The sequence below is a fragment of the Longimicrobium sp. genome (genome assembly GCA_036387335.1).
GTDB lineage: Bacteria > Gemmatimonadota > Gemmatimonadetes > Longimicrobiales > Longimicrobiaceae > Longimicrobium.
The window spans coordinates 1-18852 of sequence record DASVTZ010000169.1 but is presented as its reverse complement, the minus strand read 5'-3'; the positions used below and the strand labels follow the sequence as shown (position 1 = coordinate 18852).

Annotated in this window: 21 protein-coding genes; 10 read left to right on the top strand and 11 right to left on the bottom strand. The window is 70.3% G+C overall.

Annotated elements, in window-relative coordinates:
* Positions 1–51: 51 nt before the first annotated feature.
* The gene (locus tag VF647_16315; GenBank protein ID HEX8453667.1) at positions 52–603 is read right to left on the bottom strand and encodes a hypothetical protein; all 552 of its coding nucleotides are present in this window, start codon (positions 601–603) and stop codon (positions 52–54) included.
* A gap of 269 nt (positions 604–872) precedes the next feature.
* Here VF647_16315 and VF647_16310 point away from each other — a divergent pair, with 269 nt between their 5' ends.
* From VF647_16310 to VF647_16290, 5 genes are all read left to right on the top strand, one after another.
* Positions 873–1841 carry a M48 family metallopeptidase gene (locus VF647_16310; GenBank protein ID HEX8453666.1) on the top strand — a complete coding sequence of 323 codons (969 nt, stop codon included), beginning with the start codon at positions 873–875 and terminating at the stop codon, positions 1839–1841.
* Between the two features lie 107 nt (positions 1842–1948).
* Positions 1949–2620, top strand: coding sequence for an HU family DNA-binding protein (locus tag VF647_16305; GenBank protein ID HEX8453665.1), 672 nt, complete (start codon positions 1949–1951; stop codon positions 2618–2620).
* An 87-nt stretch (positions 2621–2707) separates the two neighbouring features.
* The gene (locus VF647_16300) at positions 2708–3802 is read left to right on the top strand and encodes an AI-2E family transporter (GenBank protein HEX8453664.1); all 1095 of its coding nucleotides are present in this window, start codon (positions 2708–2710) and stop codon (positions 3800–3802) included.
* 156 nt (positions 3803–3958) lie between these two features.
* Entirely contained in the window at positions 3959–4165 is a 207-nt protein-coding gene (gene rpsU, locus VF647_16295) for a 30S ribosomal protein S21 (protein HEX8453663.1), read from the top strand.
* 75 nt (positions 4166–4240) lie between these two features.
* Positions 4241–4453 carry a cold-shock protein gene (locus VF647_16290; GenBank protein HEX8453662.1) on the top strand — a complete coding sequence of 71 codons (213 nt, stop codon included), beginning with the start codon at positions 4241–4243 and terminating at the stop codon, positions 4451–4453.
* Positions 4454–4686: 233 nt separating this feature from the next.
* Here the strand turns inward: VF647_16290 and VF647_16285 are convergent, their stop codons facing one another.
* Entirely contained in the window at positions 4687–4995 is a 309-nt protein-coding gene (locus VF647_16285; GenBank protein HEX8453661.1) for a hypothetical protein, read from the bottom strand.
* 101 nt (positions 4996–5096) lie between these two features.
* Here VF647_16285 and VF647_16280 point away from each other — a divergent pair, with 101 nt between their 5' ends.
* Positions 5097–5915 (top strand): DUF4394 domain-containing protein, encoded by an 819-nt coding sequence (locus VF647_16280; protein HEX8453660.1) that lies wholly within the window; start codon positions 5097–5099, stop codon positions 5913–5915.
* A 71-nt stretch (positions 5916–5986) separates the two neighbouring features.
* Here VF647_16280 and VF647_16275 read toward each other — a convergent pair whose 3' ends face one another.
* Entirely contained in the window at positions 5987–6577 is a 591-nt protein-coding gene (locus VF647_16275) for a L,D-transpeptidase (GenBank protein HEX8453659.1), read from the bottom strand.
* Between the two features lie 186 nt (positions 6578–6763).
* On the bottom strand, positions 6764–7276 hold the full coding sequence (locus tag VF647_16270) for an adenine phosphoribosyltransferase (GenBank protein HEX8453658.1): 513 nt from the start codon (positions 7274–7276) through the stop codon (positions 6764–6766).
* Positions 7277–7426: 150 nt separating this feature from the next.
* Between VF647_16270 and apaG the strand changes: the two genes are divergently transcribed.
* Positions 7427–7807 carry a Co2+/Mg2+ efflux protein ApaG gene (gene apaG, locus VF647_16265; protein HEX8453657.1) on the top strand — a complete coding sequence of 127 codons (381 nt, stop codon included), beginning with the start codon at positions 7427–7429 and terminating at the stop codon, positions 7805–7807.
* 110 nt (positions 7808–7917) lie between these two features.
* Here apaG and VF647_16260 read toward each other — a convergent pair whose 3' ends face one another.
* The 3 genes from VF647_16260 to argF form a co-directional block, all read right to left on the bottom strand.
* Positions 7918–8775, bottom strand: coding sequence for a pentapeptide repeat-containing protein (locus VF647_16260; protein HEX8453656.1), 858 nt, complete (start codon positions 8773–8775; stop codon positions 7918–7920).
* Positions 8776–8986: 211 nt separating this feature from the next.
* Positions 8987–9412 (bottom strand): OsmC family peroxiredoxin, encoded by a 426-nt coding sequence (locus tag VF647_16255; GenBank protein HEX8453655.1) that lies wholly within the window; start codon positions 9410–9412, stop codon positions 8987–8989.
* 78 nt (positions 9413–9490) lie between these two features.
* Positions 9491–10411: an ornithine carbamoyltransferase gene (gene argF, locus VF647_16250; GenBank protein HEX8453654.1), complete on the bottom strand. Its 921-nt coding sequence runs from the start codon at positions 10409–10411 to the stop codon at positions 9491–9493.
* Between the two features lie 172 nt (positions 10412–10583).
* On the opposite strand from argF, the gene VF647_16245 reads away from it, so the two are divergent.
* Complete coding sequence (locus tag VF647_16245; protein HEX8453653.1) at positions 10584–11063, top strand: hypothetical protein; 480 nt, start codon at positions 10584–10586, stop codon at positions 11061–11063.
* Positions 11064–11211: 148 nt separating this feature from the next.
* Here VF647_16245 and VF647_16240 read toward each other — a convergent pair whose 3' ends face one another.
* From VF647_16240 to VF647_16225, 4 genes are all read right to left on the bottom strand, one after another.
* A complete protein-coding gene (locus tag VF647_16240; protein HEX8453652.1) occupies positions 11212–12408 on the bottom strand; it encodes a threonine synthase in 1197 nt (398 codons plus the stop codon).
* Positions 12409–12664: 256 nt separating this feature from the next.
* Positions 12665–12880, bottom strand: coding sequence for a transposase (locus VF647_16235; GenBank protein ID HEX8453651.1), 216 nt, complete (start codon positions 12878–12880; stop codon positions 12665–12667).
* A 232-nt stretch (positions 12881–13112) separates the two neighbouring features.
* Positions 13113–13808 carry a hypothetical protein gene (locus VF647_16230; GenBank protein ID HEX8453650.1) on the bottom strand — a complete coding sequence of 232 codons (696 nt, stop codon included), beginning with the start codon at positions 13806–13808 and terminating at the stop codon, positions 13113–13115.
* Between the two features lie 236 nt (positions 13809–14044).
* The gene (locus tag VF647_16225) at positions 14045–15373 is read right to left on the bottom strand and encodes an FAD-dependent oxidoreductase (GenBank protein HEX8453649.1); all 1329 of its coding nucleotides are present in this window, start codon (positions 15371–15373) and stop codon (positions 14045–14047) included.
* A 141-nt stretch (positions 15374–15514) separates the two neighbouring features.
* Between VF647_16225 and VF647_16220 the strand changes: the two genes are divergently transcribed.
* Both VF647_16220 and VF647_16215 read left to right on the top strand, forming a co-directional pair.
* Positions 15515–17119: a TldD/PmbA family protein gene (locus VF647_16220; GenBank protein ID HEX8453648.1), complete on the top strand. Its 1605-nt coding sequence runs from the start codon at positions 15515–15517 to the stop codon at positions 17117–17119.
* Positions 17120–17122: 3 nt separating this feature from the next.
* Complete coding sequence (locus VF647_16215) at positions 17123–18478, top strand: TldD/PmbA family protein (GenBank protein HEX8453647.1); 1356 nt, start codon at positions 17123–17125, stop codon at positions 18476–18478.
* Positions 18479–18852: the final 374 nt, after the last annotated feature.

Genomic DNA, 18852 nt, shown 5'->3' with positions numbered 1-18852 from the left:
CCGGCCGGAATCGCTCCCGGCCGGCCCCGCACGTCGTCACCCGAAAAACGCTCAGGTGGCGCGGTTGTAGACGAGCTTGTAGGTCAGCGGCTGCGGAAGGCGCGGCGAGGTGACGGTCACGTTCATCGTCATCGTCTTGCCATCCGGGCTCACCGAGTACACGTTCACGCGGCGGCCGTCCTCCGCCTGGAAGGTGTGCTTCAGGTTGCCGCCGTCCCACTCGGCGCTCACGCGCACGCAGTCGCCCTTCATCTCGCGGCAGGTGCCGCCCGTCTGGCGCTGCCAGAGAACCGGCTGGCCGTTCGCGGGGCTGGAGACCGAGGGGCGCCCGGCCATGTCCACGCGCACCGAGCTCTGGTCGTACGACATGGTGATGCTGGGATACATCGTGTTCGTGCTGCGCAGCCGCGGGCGCGCGATCTGGCGGACGACCAGGTTCATCCGCGCGACGGCGCGGTTGATGGCGTTCTCCAGGTTGTCGCTCTGCTGGCGGTTGATGTTCCAGGTGCCGCGCAGCGAGGAGGCCTGCGCGGTGACCGCGGAGGGCAGCAGCGCGGCGAGAAGTACCAGGAGCGGAAGAAGACGGGTGCGTTGATGGCGCATGTGTGGACCTCCAGAGATGCGTGGGTGCGGATGGCGGCAGGCCGCGGGAGGCGCCCGGCTGCGGGCCGCCGGCGTTGCGCGCAATGTAAGGCGGCGCGCGGCGCGGCGGAAGAAGTGGGATCGGACGTTCGTTTCCATCAAGTACCCCGCGCCCCCGCCCCCGTGTTCCCATCCGCCGCTGAAACACCGCGCATCGCCGCGGCGTACCCCCGCACCGTGACGGGCGCGGCGAGCCCCGCCCGCGCCATCCTCCCGACCCACAAGACACCATGCTCGAGCCCACGCGCGCCACGCGCATCCTCACCCAGATCGACTCGCGGAGCTGGGAGCACCCGGCCGACCGCGCCACCCTCAACGCGCTGCGCAGGATCCCCGGCTTCGACGAGGTGCTGAGGGCGCTCTTCGGCTTCTTTGGCGAGCGCGCCGTGCGGCTGGCCTTCCTGGCCAACGCCGTGCGCACCTCGCCCACGCAGTTCGCCCGCGTGCACCGCATCTACGGCGAGGTGGCGCGCACCCTCGACGCGCCCGGCGACTACCCGGTCTACGTGACGCAGGACCCCACCTTCAACGCCGCGGCCTACGGGATGGAGAAGCCGTTCATCGTCGTGCATTCCGCGCTGGAGGAGCGGTTCGACGACGAGGAGCTGCGCTTCATCCTGGCGCACGAGCTGGGGCACATCATGAGCGGCCACGTGCTGTACACCACCATGATGCGGCTGCTGACGATGCTGGCCGGGATGGGCTTTCCCATCGTGGGGCTGGCCGCGCGCGCCGTGCTGGTGGCGCTGCTGGAGTGGTACCGCAAGGCCGAGCTTTCCTGCGACCGCGCCGGCATCCTGGGCGTGCAGGACCCCGAGCCGGGGCTGCGCGTGATGCTCAAGTTCGCGGGAGGCGCATCGGGCGACGCGAACCTGGCGGAATTCATCCGGCAGAGCGACGAATACCGCGAGGAGGGCGCGCTGGCGGACCAGGTCTACAAGGTGCTCAACGTGCTGGGCTCCACGCACCCCTTTCCCGTGATCCGCGTGGCGGAGATGCGGGCATGGTTCGAGAGCGGTGCATACGAGCGCATCATTGCGGGGGAATACCACCGGCGTGGCGAGCCAGACACGCCGTACCGGGAAGACCTGTCGCAGGCAGCCCAGGCCTACCGCGAGGCCGCCAAGCAGACCTTTGGGCAGGCCGGCGACGCGGCGCGCCGTGTGGTGGACTCATTCCGCTCCGGATTCGGCCGCTGAACCCCGGCCGACCCCTGGAAAAAGCTGGTGGCAACGAGATTGCATGCAGTGTGGACGGCGCGGACGAGCCGCGCCGCGGAGGTTCACCGCAAAGCGGAGAGCGACTCATGAACAAGGCCGAGTTCATCGACAGGGTGGCCGAGAGTGCGGATCTGACCCGGGCCGCGGCGGCTCGCGCGGTCGACGCGATTTTCGACACCGCGTCGGGGGCGATCTCGGAGGCGGTTCACGCGGCAGGCTCGTTTTCGATTCCCGGTTTCGGCAAGTTCACCCGCAAGACCCGCGCGGCCCGCACCGGCCGCAACCCGCGCACGGGCAAGGAGATCGCGATCCCGGAGCGCGCCACCGTGTCGTTCACGGCGGGCAAGGGGCTGAAGACGGGGACCAGCACCTCGCGCCGCAAGGCCGCGGCGACGGGTGCGGCGGTGGGCGCGGTCGCCGGTGCGGCCGCGGCGGCAGGCACGGCCAGCAAGCGCTCCACCGGCGCCAAGAAGAGCTCGAGCGGTTCGTCGGGCGGCGCCAAGAAGAGCACCTCGTCGCGCTCGTCGTCGTCGGACACGGGGAGCAGCTCGGGCGGCGCGGCGAAGAAGAGCAGCGGTTCGTCGTCGGGCGCCAGGAAGAGCTCGGGCGGCGGCAGCGGCTCGGGTAGCGGGGGCGGCAGCAGCAGCTCGGGTGGCGGTGCCGCCAAGAAGAGCAGCGGCGGGTCGAGCGGCGGCGGTTCGTCGTCGGGCGCCAAGAAGAGCTCGAGCTCGCGCGGCGGTTCGTCCGGCGGGCGGTAGAGCTGGGCCAGTTCTCCAACGCTGGAGCGGGGCCGCGTCCGCAAGGGTGCGGCCCCGCTCTTTCATTTCCGCACAATCCGCTCACGAATGGCTGCTGACTCGTCCGTACGCCGGGTAACCTGGAGGTCCGCCGACATCGTGCGGACCTTTGGCATTGGCGTGCTCTTTCTGTTCGCGTGGCGCTTCTTCTGGATGGTGCACTCGGCGCTCTTCCTGGCGCTGCTGGCGGTGCTGATCGCCATCATCATCCACGCGCCCGCCAAGTTCCTGTCGCGGTGGATTCCGTTCAAGGTCGCGTTCCCGCTGGTGCTCGTCTCGTTCATCGGCGGCATCGTCTTCCTCCTCTTCAAGATGATCCCGCAGATCGTCACGCAGGGGACGGAGCTGGCCACGGCGCTGCCCAACACGCTGGACCAGGCGGCGGCGTGGTACAAGGCGCGCACCGGGCAGCCGCCCAGCCCCGAGATGGCGGAGTCGGTGAACCGGCAGCTCAGCCAGTTCACGGCGCGTTTCCTTCCGCTGGCCTTCAACGCCATCAGCACGGTGCTGGGGTCGTTCGCCATCATCGTGCTGGCCGCGTTCCTCGCCGCGCAGCCGCACGTGTACCGCAACCTGGTGCTGGGGCTCGTCTCGCCCGAATCGCTGCCGCGCTGGGAGCGGCTGTACGAGGAGGCGGGGACCAACCTGCGCGCGTGGGTGATCGGGAAGGCCTGCACTATGGCGGGGATCGGAATCGTGACCTGGCTGGGGCTGACGCTGCTCAAGGTGCCGGGGGCGCTGGCGCTGGGCGGCTTCGCGGCGCTGATGGAGTTCATCCCCAACTTCGGCCCCACCATCGCGGCGATTCCGGCGGTGGCGGCGGGGTTCACGGTGAAGCCCATCACGGCGGTGTACGTGGCCGTCTTCTACTTCCTCCTGCAGCAGGTGCAGAACGCCATCACGGTGCCGCTGGTGGAGAAGCGGGCGGTGAACATTCCCCCCGCCGCGCTGCTGGTGTGGCAGCTCATGCTGACGATCGGCTTCGGCGTGCTGGCGCTCTTCGTGGCGACGCCGCTGTTGGCGGTGCTGGTGGTGGCGGTGAGGATCCTGTACCTGGAGCCCAAGGAAGAGCGGCAGCAGTGGGACCGCCGCGAGGGGCTGGCCGTCGTCGAGCCCGAGCTGGTGCATGAGCCGCAGGGGTGAGGCAGGGTGTTGACACTTGCGTGGCGCGTGTGTATACTGCGGGCTGCGACAACCCACCGCCGCGGCCGTGTGTTCGAGAACGCGTTCAGGGACTCGGTCGCAGGACGGTCGGGTCCTTTTCTGTTCCAACCCTGAAATTCCTCTTGGAGGGCTTGCGTGGTCGAGATTCAGCTTGGTGAAAACGATCGCCTGGACTGGGCGCTCAAGCAGTTCCGCCGCCGGATGATCCGCTCGGGACTGTTCAAGGACATGCGCCGGAAGCGCTTCTACGAGAAGCCCAGCGAGGCTCGTAAGGCCAAGTCGAAGGCCGCGCAGCGCCGCCGTGCCAAGGACCGCCGCAACGCCCGTCGCGGGCGGGATTAAATCCCCGCGTAATCACCCGTCGGTGGCACGGACTTCCGGATACCGGCGGACAACACCATCCAGGAGTACGGGAGAATGCGCACCACCGGCACCGTGAAGTGGTTCAACGACGCCAAGGGCTTCGGGTTCATCACCCCGGAGAACGGCGAAAAGGACTGCTTCGTGCACCACTCGGCCATCCAGACCAAGGGCTTCCGCACGCTTGCCGAGGGCGAGCGGGTGGAGTTCGACATGGTGCAGGGCCAGAAGGGCCCCGCCGCGGAGAACGTCGTCCGCGTCGGCGCCTGAAGCCACAGGCGAGGTGAATGGAGGGGCGCTCCCGGATGGGGGCGCCCTTCTTTGTTTTTGGGGCCGCCGAATACCGGGATGAACCGCGCCGGCGCCGCACCACCAGGGGATAAATCCCCCGGCTGGAACCACGCGAAGACGGCTGAAGCCGTCTCGTGTGCGCGGGCACTGGAGCCCGAGTCCGCGAAGGCGGACTTTGTGCTGTTGTTGCAGCGAGTTCACTCGCCGCCCTCCTACAACCGCTCCACCTCGTTGGCGCGGATGAGGACCTCGTCCTGGCGGAAGCGGTGCTCCAGGTCGTGGCGGTAGGACGTCCACCAGGCGCGGTCCAGGGATTCGTCCATGACCTCGATGATGGCGACGTCGTCGCGGGCGACCTCGCCGCCTTCTTCGCGCCAGGCGCCGGACGCCGGGGAGCGCAGGTAGGCCGTGACGCCCCCGAAGCGGTCCGTCAGCTCCTCGTTCACGCGGTCGAAGGCGGCGCGGGGGAAAGGGCGGTCGTCGTTGTCGCGCAGGGGGAGGAGGATCTGGACCAGGTGCATGGGGCTCGTCGGGGTGCGGGAGCACGGGGCGTGCATCTCGCGTGTGGGGGAGGCAATCCGTGGACCCGGCCGGGTCCACACGTGCACCGTTGGGGAGAACCATGATCCGCTGGAAGGCAACGCTCTGCGCGCTCCTGCTCGTGACCGCCTGTAAGAGCTCCACCGAGTTCGACGTGGACGGGGTGCGGATCTACGGGCTGGACGGGGCGAACAACCTGGTGGAGTTCGGAAGCCGCAGCGCGGACGCGGTGCGGCGCAGGGAGATCTCCGGCCTGCAGCCGGGGGAGGTGCTGGTGGGGATCGACTACCGCGCCGGTAACGCGAACCTCTACGGCGTCGGGAACACGAGCCGGCTTTACGTCATCGACGCCCGCGACGGCGAGGTCGTGGCCACCCCAGTGGCGGGGCCGTTCGTCCCGGCGCTGGAGGGGGAGGCGTTCGGGACGGACTTCCACCCCGGCGCGGACCGGCTGCGCGTGCACGGGAGCGGCGGGCAGAACCTTCGCCTGGACCCCGCCGGCACCGTCTCCGCCACCGACCCGCCGCTGACGTACGCGCCCGGCGATCCCGGCGCCATCACCACGCCGCGCATCGCGGGCACCGCCTACACCACCGGCACTCCCACGCTGCTGTACGGCATCGACAGCAACCGCGACGTGCTGGTCACCTTTCCCAACTCCGACGCGGGGGTCGCGAAGACGGTGGGGCCGCTGGGGCTCAACACCTCGGACGACGTGGGGTTCGACATCGTGGTGACGCGAGAGGGGCCGATCGCGTTCGCGGTGCTTTCGGAGACGCGCGTGTCGAGGCTGTACCGCATCGATCTCGCGACCGGCACGCCCACGCTGATCGGGCGCCTCGCCACCCGCACGCCGATCCGTTCCATCGCGGTACCGCCGGGGCAGACGGCGCGGCCGTAGGACGGCGGGTGCAGACGGGGGCGCCGCGCAGATCGCGCGGCGCCCCCGTTTGTGTCATCCCCTGCCCCGCCTCAGGCGCGGACCCGCACCGTCACGGGGTCGGAGAGGCGCACTTCCTGGGTGGAGGTGACCCGGTTGAGGACGCGCCGGAACCAGCCCGGATCGCGCCGCGCGCCGCCGTGCTCCATCACCCGCTTCGCCAGCGCGATGACTTCGGAGTTGCGCATCCGCACGCAGCCGTGCGACTCCGCCTCGCCCAGCGAGTCCACGTCGCGCGTGCCGTGGATGTAGTAGTCCGGGTCGCTGAAGAAGATCTTCACGCGCCCCATCGGGTTGCGCGGGTCGCCGGCCGGGAGCGGGCGCTTGTTGCGGGCCCAGCGCTCGTTGGGCGGAACCCAGCGCGGGTTCCAGACGATTCGGCGCGCCGTGAAGTTGCCGCGTGGCGTGGGATGCCTCGGCTGGCCCACCGCCACCGAGTAGCTGTCCACCACCTCCTCGCCTTCCATCACGTACAGTTTGCGGTCGGAAAGGTCGATGGCGAGGGAGAAGTCCGCCGCGTCCTTTCGGGCGGACGCACCGTCCCCCGAACCGGCCACCGCGGGTACCGCCGCCCCCACCAGGATGGCCGCCGCCGCGGTCCACCGTACCAGCATTGATTTCATAAACCAGCCTCAGGCAACGGGTTAGCTCTGGCTACGCCGGTTTGCATAAGCGAACATCGTGCCACGGGGCCCCCGCGCGCGGGGGAGGGCGAGAACACCAAACTCCGCCATCCGCACGGATCCCCGTAGGGGCGGCCCCGCGTGGCCGCCCGTGCCCGCCCCGGCGCCGTCATCCGTGAACGCGGGTCAATACTGGACCAGCGACTCCACCTCATACCCCTCCAGCGCCCGACGACCATCGAGGAACAGGAGCTCGATGACCACGGCGATGCCCACAACGATGCCGCCAACCGCCTCCACGAGGCCAGCGGCGGCGCGGGCGGTGCCGCCGGTGGCGAGAAGGTCGTCGATCACCAGCACGCGCTGGCCGGGCCCGACGGCGTCGATGTGGATCTCGAGGATGGCGGTACCGTACTCCAGCGCGTACTCCCGCGTGAGCTTCTCGCCCGGAAGCTTGCCGACCTTGCGGATGGGGACGAACGGCACGCCCAGCTCCAGCACCAGCGGCGCGCCGAAGATGAAGCCGCGCGACTCGATCCCCGCGACGGCGTCCACGCGGCCGCGGAAGCGCTCGGCGAACGCGGCGACCACCTCGCGGAAGGCGGCGGGGTGGCGGAGGAGGGGGGTGATGTCGCGGAAGAGGATGCCGGGCTGCGGGAAGTCCGGGATGTCGCGGATGAGCTGCTTGAGGTGCTCCACGGCACGGTGCGGGAGGAGGGTGGATCGAAGGGAGGCGTGAAGCGGGCGAATCTACGGCGCCAGCGTGGGGTGCGACAGCGCCGCGTTGACCCGGATAGGAGCGCGGGTTATCCTGACCGCCGATCCATTTCACGAGGCCTGCGGAGACCGATGTTCTATTATGCGATAACCGAGGGGATCCGCATCACCGCGCAACCCTTCTTCCTCCCGGACCACTCGGACCCGCAGGAGCCGCGCTACGTCTTCGCCTACCAGATGCGCATCGAGAACGTGGGCACCGAGCCGGCACAGCTCCGCTGGCGCCACTGGTACATCCACGACGAGGGCGCCGGCGACAGCGAGGTGGAGGGCGAAGGGGTGATCGGCGAGGAGCCGGTGATCCCGCCGGGCGGGGTGCACGAGTACCAGAGCTTCTGCGTGCTCAAGGGTCCGGAGGGGCACATGGAGGGGTACTACGAGTTCGAACGCCCCGCAGGCACGAAGTTCCGCGCTACCATTCCCCGTTTTTCGCTGCGGGTGTACGAGGCGTGATCTGACATCCTGATTGGCTCACGCGGAGACGCGGAGACGCAGAGGAGGGGTGGAGTTCTCTCTGCGTCTCCGCGTCTCCGCGTGAGGCCAGCTGTTGCGGAACCCTGTTCTTAGCGGGCAGTCGCCTCGACGACGTGGTTGTGGGCGCCGGAGAAGTCCGCGCCGTCCAGCTCGGCCGCTTCGAAGATGACGCTGTCCAGGTCGGCGCCGCGCAGGGTGGCGCCACGGAGGCGGCTCCCGCGCAGGTTCGCGCCGCCCACGTGCGCATCCGAGAGGTCGGCGCCGGTGAGGTCTGCGGCTTCCAGGACGGCATCGCCGAGGTTGGCGCGGCGGCAGCGGGCGCCGGTCAGGCGCACGCCGTGGGCGCGGACGCCGGCCATGTCCGCGGCATTCAGCGTCGCGCCGCTCAGGTCCGCGTCCCGCATCTGCGCGTGGCGGAGGTTGGCGCCGCTGAGGGTGGCGTTCGCCATGCGCGCGCCGGTCAGGTCGGCCTTGTGCAGCGAGGCTTCGGTGAGGTTCGCGCCCTCCAGGATCGCCCCCGCGAGCCGCGCGCGCGACAGGTCGATGCCGCGCGCGTCCGCCCCGCTGAGGTCCGCGCGCTCCAGCACGACGGGACGCATGGCGCCGGTGCGCAGGACGCTGGCGTCGCGCAGCACGGCCTCGCGCAGGTTGGCGCCGGTGAAGTCCGTGTTGCAGAGGCAGCACTCGGTGAGGTTCGCGCCCGCCAGGTTGCACCCCGCCAGCTTCACGTCGCGCAGGTTGGAGTGGCTCAGGTCCACGCCGGCCAGGTCCAGCCCCGTGAGGTCGGCCCCCGTCAGGTCCAGGCGCGACAGGGAGCGCTCCTCCGACGCCAGCCTGCGCTCCACCTCGTCGCGCTGGTGGCCGGGAGGCCAGCTCGCGGGGAGGTTCGCGTCGCGTCCGGAGCCCAGCCCGCTGACGAACCCGAGAGCACGCTTCACGATCCCCATGCTGGCCTCCGGCGGCTGAGGTGCAGGGCCGATGGCCGCTCCGCTGGCGGCCGGTGGGACTCGGCGGTCGTGGCGAAGTGACGCAGGATTCTTGCCGTAGGGCAATCCCCCACACGGCTGTAGGGAAACACACGCGTGCTCCCCCGAAACCGTGGCGGGCCGGCTCCCCGTGTGGAAGCCGGCCCGCCATTGCTGCCCTGAAATGAGCCCGCTATTCGAGCGCCGCGTCGAGCTGGATGTCGACGCCGGCGAGCGCCTTGCTCACCGGGCACCCCGCCTTGGTGGCCGTGGCGATGCCGGCAAAGGTGTCCGCATCGACGTTGGGCACCTGCGCGCGGCAGCGGAGCACCATGGTGGTGATGCGGAAACCCTCCCCTTCCTTGGCGATGGTGCACGCCGCGTCGGTGTGCACGCGCGTGGCGGGGGTCCCGTTCTGCTCCAGCCCCACGGCCAGCGCCATGCTGAAGCACGCCGCCTCGGCCGCCGCCAGCAGCTCCTCGGGGTTGGTGCCGCCCGCGTCTCCGAAGCGCGAGCCGAAGGAGTAGTTCCCCTTGATGGCGCCGCTCTCCCCCTCGAAGCTCCCCTTTCCGCTCTGCAGCCCGCCTTCCCAGGTGGCGCTCGCTTTCCTCGTAGGCATCCAGTCCTCTCCTCGTTGCGTTGATCGGCTCCGCTCCCGTGCGGACCGGCGCCCGCGGAGCATTTTCGGCGCCAGCGCCTACTCCACGCCGCCCATCAGCCGCGCCATGATCGCCTTCTGCACGTGCATCCGGTTCTCGGCTTCGTCCCAGACGCGCGAGCGAGGGCCCTCCAGCACCTCCTCGGTGACCTCTTCGCCGCGGTGGGCGGGGAGGCAGTGGAGGAAGATGGAGCGCTCGGACGCGGACTCCATCAGCGCCTCGTCCACCCTGAAGCCGGCGAAGTCGCGCTCACGCTGGGCGGCCTCCTCCTCCTGCCCCATCGAGGCCCACACGTCCGTGTTCACCACGTCCGCGCCCTCCACCGCCTCGCGCGGGTCGTGAGTCACGATGATGCGGGCGGTGCCGCGCGCGCGGTCCAGGATGGAGGCGTCCGGGGCGTAGCCGGGCGGGTAGGCGAGGCGCAGCTCGAATCCCAGCCGGTACGCGGCGTTGATCCAGGAGTTGGCCATGTTGTTGCCATCCCCCACCCACGCCACCTTGAGCCCGGACACGTCGCCGCCCAGGTTCTCGCGGACGGTCATCAGGTCCGCCATGATCTGGCAGGGGTGGAGGAGGTCGGTGAGGCCGTTGATGACCGGAACGGAGCCGTAGCGCGCCAGCTCTTCCGGGTCGCCGTGGTCGAAGGTGCGGATCATGATCCCGTCCACGAAGCGCGACAGGACGCGCGCCGTGTCGCGGATCGGCTCACCGCGGTCAAGCTGGATGTCGCGCGAGGAGAGGAAGAGCGCATGGCCGCCGAGCTGGTACGTCCCCACCTCGAACGACACCCGGGTGCGGGTGGAGCTCTTGGTGAAGATCATGGCGAGCGTCTTTCCCGCCAGCGGCCGCTCGCGGTACTCGCCGCGCTTCATCTCCGCGGCAAGGTCGAGCGTCCGGAGGATCTCCTCGCGCGTGAAGTCGGGGATGGCGAGGAAGTGGCGCGCGGCCGGTGCGGTCATGGGCGCGAGGCGTTGAGACGGATGCGGTGCCGCGGCGGAACGCGCCGGGGCGTCGGAGCGGCAAGATAGCACGGCCGCGCCGGGGCGACCACAGCGCGGGGGACCAAGGAGCGCCGGGGCCGGGTACGACGAGTTACGTGGCATCATCCCGCAACCGTACCGAGGACCGCTGATGCGTACTCTCGTGCTGATGGCCGCCGTGCTCGCGGCGTGCACCCGTCCCGCCTCCGTTCCGCCCGCGGATGGTGGCGCGCAGGAGGAGCGTGTGATCGGCGTCCCTGCGTCGGTGGGCTCGGCACCGATGAACGTGCGCACCGTCGTCGCCGCGGAGGGCGGGGGGAGCGTGTACGTCACCGGCCCGCTCGCAGCCGAGATCCGCTCCCTCTCCGCCGGCGCCCGCGTGGAGGTGCGCGGCCGCCGCGCCGCCGACCGCACCCTCGTCGCGAGCGACTACGACGTCCTCTCCGTCAACGGCCGCCCCGTGTTCGTGGGCGTGGTGGAGCGCGCCAACGACGGCGCCCTTCAACTCCACACCCGTACCGGTTTAGTCCGGCTGCAGGACGCCCCCGCCGCCTTCCGCCCCGGCATGAAGGTCTGGGTGCAGGGCCCCGGCTCCGTCACCGTGCAGACGTACGGTGTGATCCGGAGCTGAGGCCCAATAGGACTCACGCGGAGACGCGGAGACACGGAGAGAACTGCAAAAAGTTTCTCTGTGGCTTTCTGTTCCTTCTGTGTCCTCGGTGTGAGGCTTTTGCTGTTGTTCTCTCTGCGTCTCCGCGTCTCCGCGTGAGATCAGGTGGTCAGTCGAGCTCTACATACTTGAGGCCGCTGCCGGTGTTGAACAGGACCACGCCCTCGTCCCCGCTGAGCGTGCCGTCCTGGCGCAGGCGGGCGACGGCGGCGGCGGTAGCGGCGCCCTCGGGGGCGGCGAAGATGCCGGTGAGGGCGCCCATGATCGGCGTCCACTCGCGCATCTCCTCGTCCGGCACGGCGACGCCCGCGCCGCCGGACGCTCGGACCGCATCGAGGATCAGGAAGTCGCCCACCGCGCGCGGCACACGCAGGCCCGAGGCGTAGGTGTGCGCCCCCTGCCACGGCTCGGCGTGGTCGGCGCCCTCCTCCCAGGCGCGGATGATGGGGGCACAGCCGCTGGCCTGCACCGTGATCATCCGCGGGCGATGCGAGCCGATCCAGCCGAGGCGCTCCATCTCGTCGAACGCCTTCCACATCCCCACGAGCCCGGTGCCACCCCCGGTTGGGTAGACGATCACGTCCGGCAGCGTCCACCCGAACTGCTCGGCGATCTCGTAGCCCATCGTCTTCTTCCCCTCCACCCGGTACGGCTCCTTGAGGGTCGAGAGGTCGAACCAGCCGTGCTGCCGCGCCCCCTCCGCCACGCGCGCGCCGCAGTCGGTGATGAGGCCGTCCAGCAGCTCCAGGTCGGCGCCGAGGGCGCGGATCTCCTGGATGATGGGGACGGGCGTGTCGCGCGGCACCACGATGTGGGCGCGCATCCCCGCGGCGGCGGCGTAGGCGGCGGTCGCGCTCCCCGCGTTGCCCGCCGACGGCAGCGCCACTTCGCGGATCCCCAGCTCCTTGGCGCGCGAGATGGCCATGCACAGCCCGCGCGCCTTGAACGACGCGGTGGGGTTCTGGCCCTCGTCCTTGACCCACACGCGCCCCACGCCGAGACGCTCCGCCAGCCGCGGCGTCTCGATCAGCGGCGTCCACCCCTCGCCCAGGCGCACGGCGTTGGCGGGGTCGCGCACGGGGAGGAGCTCGGCGTAGCGCCAGAGGTCGGCGGGGCGGCCGCGCAGGTCCTCGCGCTTCAGCCGCGCCCCGATCACCTCCAGGTCGTAGCGCGGGTAGAGCGGCTTCTCGCAGCACGGCGATAGGCGGTGGTGCGCCTCGCTCGCGTGCTCGGCGCCGCAGCGGGTGCATTCCAGGTGCGTGGCGCCGCCGGCGGGGATGGAGTTGGTGGTCATGGACATGGACATGGATCGAATGTAGGGGCGTTGAAATGGCCCGTGCGGTTGAAACCGCGGCTCGAACGGCGCAAAGTCCGCCTTCGCGGACTCGCGGTCAGTCCGGTTCGTAGGCGCGGTGAAGTGCCCCGCGCCGGTGATGTTCTTCCTGGTTGGCGATGTAGCGCCGCACCCGCGGCACAATCCGCTCCGAGACCGAAAACGCTCCGTAGCTTCCCTGCCACCGGAAGCCGGCCGACTTCTCCACCTCGTGGTTGGCGAGGTGCGACTAACTCCCCTTGAGCTGCTTGACCGCGTGGGCGATCGAGACGGTGGATGGCAGCTTCACCAGCAGGTGGACGTGATCATCCACGCCACCCACCGCGATGAGCTCGATCCGCATCCGTGTGCACTCCGCGTGCAGGCACCTGTAGATCCGTGCCTGGAGGTGCGGAGTGATCAAGGGCATCCGATCCCATGTGCTCCAAACGAGGTGGACGAACACGCGTGTGAGGTTTCGCCGCACGAGCACCTGCCGATCCCGGAGTGTAGGACACGAACCGAAACCGCGGTGCGAGTCCCCGCAGGGGGACTTTGCGCTGTTCCAGCCGCGGTTTCAACCGCCTTCGTTTCCAGATACCCCGGACCACACCCCCGCGGTTTCGCCCCGGCCCCGATCGCCACGACACCGCCACCACCCGCACCGTCGTCCCGCGCGCCTGTCCCGTCCGAGCCGCCTACCGCCGCGCGGGCCGCGACGCCATGACCGTTTCCGCAGGGCCGCCGCAGGTGGGGCAGCGATCGTGGGAGCCCTCCTCCCAACGGCCGCAGGCGGCGCAGAGGGTGATCAGGCGGCCCTCTTCTTCAGTGACGGCGGGGAGGAGGAAGGGGGTGCCGTCCTCGCCCACGGCGCGCAGGGAGGGGCCGGTGTAGAAGTGCGCCAGGAGGTCGCGCACGTCCACTTCGGCGGCGTTGGTGATCACGTCCTCGCGCGTGACGGCGGTGCGGTTGCGGAAACGGGCGCGCTCCGCCGTCCAGGTGCGCTCCACCTGCGGCTCGGGCTCCATTTTCATCGTTAGGCCGCGCGATTCGAGCGTGTACGTCACCGACAAGCGCCGCCGGAGGCGCCCGGCGGCGCGATCGACTTCGGGGCCGGGGGCGAGCTGGCGGCGGTTGGCGGGGTGGATCGAGGGGTCGCAAAAGATCGTGGAGCGGGCGTGCGACCAGAGGGGCGTCTTCAGGTCGCCGACGTCGGTCTCGACGACGGCGGTGTAGTCGAAGGGGCGGTCCACCGGGCCGATCTCGATGCGCGCGCCCTGCACTCCCGGCGCGTCCTCGAGGGCGGCGAAGAGGGCGCTCGCGAGGAGCTCGCGGCGCTCCGCGGGGGTGAGCGGGCACCAGAGGTCGGGGTCGAGGAGCTCGGGGTACGACATCGTTCGGCCAGCCGGTGCGCGTGGGTGGATCGAAGCGCGCAAATGTATCCCGCGGCGGGGTTTCGTGCCAATCGCGAGGGGGTGGGGTGTGGCGGGGCACGGGCAGCCACGTGGGGCTGCCCCTACAGGGTTGGCGGTTCGTGCGGCGGGATTTGGGGTGGCGGCGAGGGTGGGCAGACACGTGGGTCTGCCCCTACCGGTGCCGGTGCCTTTGCGGGGGCGGAGGGTGGGCGTCCCTACGATGGGACGCGGCGCAGGAGGCGCTCGGCGGCTTCGAGGCCGGAGGTGACGGCGGCTTCGATGTTGGGGGCGTAGAGGTAGTCGCCGGCGAGGGCGATGGGGGCGTTTTCCTCGAGGGCTCCGCCGCGGGCGGTGCGAAGGTGGGCGAGGTAGCCAGGGTAGAAGAGCGTCCAGCCGTGCTCCCACGGGTAGACGCGGACGTCGCGGACGGTGCGGGCCAGGCCGGGCAGTGCTCCCTCCAGCTCGGGGAGGACGGCGCGGAGGGCGTCTTCGGGGGATGCGACGCGCAGCGATTCACCGGCGGCGGGGGTGGGGATGACCACCAGGAGCCCGCGGCCGGGCGGCACCACGTCCGCGCCCTTGTTCTCCTCCGCGCAGGCGGCGGCGACCACGCGCGTCTCGCCACGCGGAAAGGAGAGGCCGAAGAAGCGCCCCGGCACCGGCCGGTCCAGGAGGAGCGCCACCGTAGCCGTGGGGCGCACACGCACGCGGGTGAGCCACTCCGCCGCCCTTGGGAGCGCATCGCCGAGCATGCGCAGCGCGGCGGGCGCGGGGACGGCCACGACGGCGGCGTCGAAGCGGTCGGTCCATCCGTCGCCGCTCAGCTCCACGCCCGTGCCCGCGCGCGTGAGGGAGTGGACGGGGCGGCCGGTGTGGAGCACTCCCCCGCCCCGCTCCACCGCCGCCGCAACCGCATCGCAGAAGCCGCCCGCCCCGCCGCGCATGGCGAGCACCTGGAGGGTGAGCCCCTGCCTGGACAGCGCGTGGTAGAAGCCGGCGCTCGCCTCCTCCGAACCGGTGCCGTAGAGGGTGGCGAGGAGGGGGTGGACGAGGAGATCCACGAAGTCGCGCCCCAGCTCACGCGCGCCCCACGCCGCCGCCGATTCGCCGTCCAGCCCGATGTCGGCGGCGCGCTCCAGGGCTTCGAGGTCGAGCGACGGGCCGTGGCGCTGGAGGAAGGGGAGGTACTGCGCGCCGAGCCGCAGCTTCAGCGCGACGGGCAGTGCGCCGGATGCCAGCATGCTGGTGGGTGAGCCGTACACCACCTCGTGCGCGCGCCCCTTCCTCCAGAGCGCGTCCCGCCCCGGCGCGCGCACCATCCGCTCCCCCGCCCCCAGCTCGCCGAGCACGGCAAGGACGCGGCGGTACAGGGTGCCGAAGAGCTGCGCCCCCGTGTCGATCCGGTACCCATCGACCACGTCGGTCCGCGTGCGCCCGCCGATGCGCGCCTCCGCCTCGAAGAGCTCCACCGACGCCCCGCCGCGCACCAGCCGCCACGCCGCGCACATCCCGGCGGGGCCGCCGCCGATCACCGCAATCTTCATCGCCCGGAAAGTTGGATGGCCGCATCCAAAAACGCACTCACGCACTCACGCACCAACGCACTTCCCATGCACACTTGCTCCGTTCGAACGCCCGATCCATATTGCTAAGATCTTACCACACACCCCCCAAAGCGAACTCTGATGAAACGCAGAGACTTCCTCGTGCAGGGCACCGCGCTGGCCGCGGGCACGGTCCTGCTGCCGGGGCTGGCCAGCGCGCACGCGCCGGTGCTGGAGATGGACGATCCGCAGGTCAAGGAGCTGGCGATGCGCGCGGTGGACGCCGCCCGCCGCGCCGGCGCCAGCTACGCTGACGTGCGCATCTCCCGTAACCGGCAGCAGGCGGTGGGCACCCGCGAGCGGCAGATCACCTTCTTCAACGACGGCGAGACCTACGGCTTCGGCGTGCGCGTGCTGGCCAACGGCTCGTGGGGGTTCGCCGCCTCGCGCGACCTGACGGCGGACGAGGTGGACCGCGTCGCCCGCCAGGCAGTGTCGCAGGCCCGCGCCAGCGCCGCCGCCCAGCGCCGGCCCATCGAGCTGGCCCCGGGGGAGCGGTACCCGGATGCCACCTGGACCTCGCCGGTGCAGACGGACCCGTTCACCGTGCCCATCGAGGAAAAGGTGGCGCTGCTGCTGGCCGCCAACGAGGCCGCGCTCAAGGTGCAGGGCGCGCGGTTCGTGAACTCGTCGATGTTCTTCCTCAAGGAAGAGAAGACGTTCGCCAACACCGACGGCTCGTACATCGCGCAGACCATCTACCGCTCGTTCCCGCAGCTGAACGTGACCGCGGTGTCGAGCGACATGAGCGACTTCCAGAGCCGGCGCTCCAGCGACATCGCGCCGATGGGGCTGGGCTACGAGCACGTGCGCAACTCGCGCCTGGTGGAGAACGCCCCGCGCTGGGCCGAGGATGCGGTCAAGAAGCTCACGGCCAAGGCGGTGCAGCCGGGGCGCTACGACCTGGTGCTCCTTCCCACGCACCTCTGGCTCACGATCCACGAGTCGATCGCGCACCCCACGGAGCTGGACCGCATCATGGGGTACGAGGCCAACTACGCCGGCACCTCGTTCATCTACCCGATCCGCGACTTCCTGGGCAAGTTTCGCTACGGGCCGGAGTTCATGAACGTGCAGGGCGAGCGCTCCACGCCGGGCGGGCTGTCGACGGTGGCGTACGACGACGAGGGCGTGCGGCCGGACGAGTACCTGATCATCAAGAACGGGGTGGTGAACGACCTGCAGACGACGCGCGAGCAGGCCCCCATGCTGGCTGACTGGTACCGCCAGCAGGGGAAGCCGGTGCGCAGCCACGGCAACTCGTACTCGCAGAGCTGGGCGGACGTGCAGTTCCAGCGCATGCCCAACGTCAACCTGCTGCCGGACACCAGCAAGGACACCTCGGTGGAGGAGCTGGTGTCGGGGATCCAGGACGGCATCCTGATCGACGGCGACGGGTCGTTCTCCATCGACCAGCAGCGCTACAACGCGCAGTTCGGCGGGCAGACCTTCCAGGAGATCAAGAACGGGAGGATCACGGGCCCGCTCAAGGACGTGGCGTACCAGATGAGGACCCCCGAGTTCTGGAACGGGATGGATGCCATCGGCGGGCGCAGCACCTACTTCCTGGGCGGCGCCTTCAACGACGGCAAGGGGCAGCCCTCGCAGTCCAACGCCGTGTCGCACGGCTCCCCCGCGGCTCGGTTCCGCAAGGTCAACGTGATCAACACCGGACGGAAGGCCTAAGCCATGGCGCAGCAGAGCAAATACTTCTCGCGCGAAGAGATGCAGCGCCTGGCGCAGCGGGCGCTGGGCTTCTCCACGGCCGACGAGGCGCGCGTCAACATCCAGAGCGGGGTGCGCGGCAACACCCGCTTCGCCGTGAACCAGATCTCGACCGGCGGCGACGTCTACGACGCCACGCTGACCTTCACCAGCGCGTTCGGCAAAAAGGTGGCGAGCGCGACCACCAACCGCTTCGACGACGAGGCGCTGCGCACGGTGGTGCAGACCAGCGAGCGGCTGGCGCGGCTGGTGCCCGAGGACCCGGAGTACCTGGGCGAGCTGGGGCCGCAGCAGTACCCCACCGCCTCGTCGTTCTCGCAGGCGACGGCCAACCTGACCCCCGAGGCCCGCGCGGCGGCGGTGAACGCCATCACGCGCCCGGCGGCGGCGCGCAACCTGGTGGCGACCGGCTTCCTGGACATGGTGGTGGGCTCGCAGGCGGTGGCCACCAAGAAGGGGCTCTTCGCCTACCAGGCCGGCACCGAGACGAACCTCACCACCACCGTGCGCACGCCGGACGGCACGGGTTCGGGGTGGGCGGGTGTTGGCCAGAACGACTGGAGCAAGGTGGACCCGGCGCAGCTCGCCGACCGCGCCATCCGCAAGGCCGAGCTGTCGCGGAACGCCAAGGCGGTGGAGCCGGGCAAGTGGACGGTCATCCTGGAGCCGACCGCCGTGGCCAACCTGGTGCAGCTCATGACGTTCGCCATGGACGCGCGCTCGGCGGACGAGGGGCGCTCCTTCTTCTCGAAGCAGGGCGGCGGCAACAAGATCGGCGAGAAGTTCCTGGACGCGCGCGTCTCCATCTACTCCGATCCGACAGACCCGCAGATCTTCAGCTCGGCGTTCAATGGCCAGGGGCTCCCCAACCGCCGCATGCAGTGGGTGGAGAACGGCGTGCTGCGGAACCTGCAGTACAGCCGCTTCTGGGCGCAGAAGCAGGGCCGCGAGCCGACGGGCTTCGCGGACGGCTTCTTCATGTCGGGCGGCAACGCGACCATCGACCAGATGATCGCCTCCACGGAGCGCGGGCTGCTCGTGACGCGCCTGTGGTACATCCGTCCGGTGGACCCGCGCACCATCCTGTACACGGGCCTCACCCGCGACGGCACGTTCCTCGTGGAGAACGGCCGCATCACCAGCGCCGTCAAGAACCTGCGCTGGAACGAGTCGCCCGTCTTCATGCTCAACAACATCGAGGCGATGTCCGCCCCGGTGCGCGTGAGCGCCTCCGAGTCGGGCGAGGCGGGCTCGGCCGTCACCGTCCCCGCCATCAAGGCCCGCGACTTCACCTTCACGTCGCTCTCGGACGCGGTGTAGCCGTACGGTCAGAGCAGGAACGGGGCACCCGGCATCGCGCCGGGCGCCCCTTTTTTTGGGCCTCACGCGGAGACGCGGAGGCGCAGAGAGAACCGCAACTGCATGGCTCACACAGAGACACAGAGCCACAGAGAGAACTCCAAGAGGTTTTCTCTGTGGCTTTCTGTTCCTTCTGTGTTCTCTGTGTGAGGCTTCTGCTGTCGTTTCTCTCTCTGCGTCTCCGCGTCTCCGCGTGAGACCCGCTGTTGGTTTGGCTAGACGGTGCCCCGCTCCTTGGCCTCGAGCGCGTCGAACTCATCCACGAGCTCGGCGTCGCTGACGTTGTCCTGCGCGGCGCCGGGTGCGGCGGGCGCGGCGGCGGCGGCGGCGGGCGG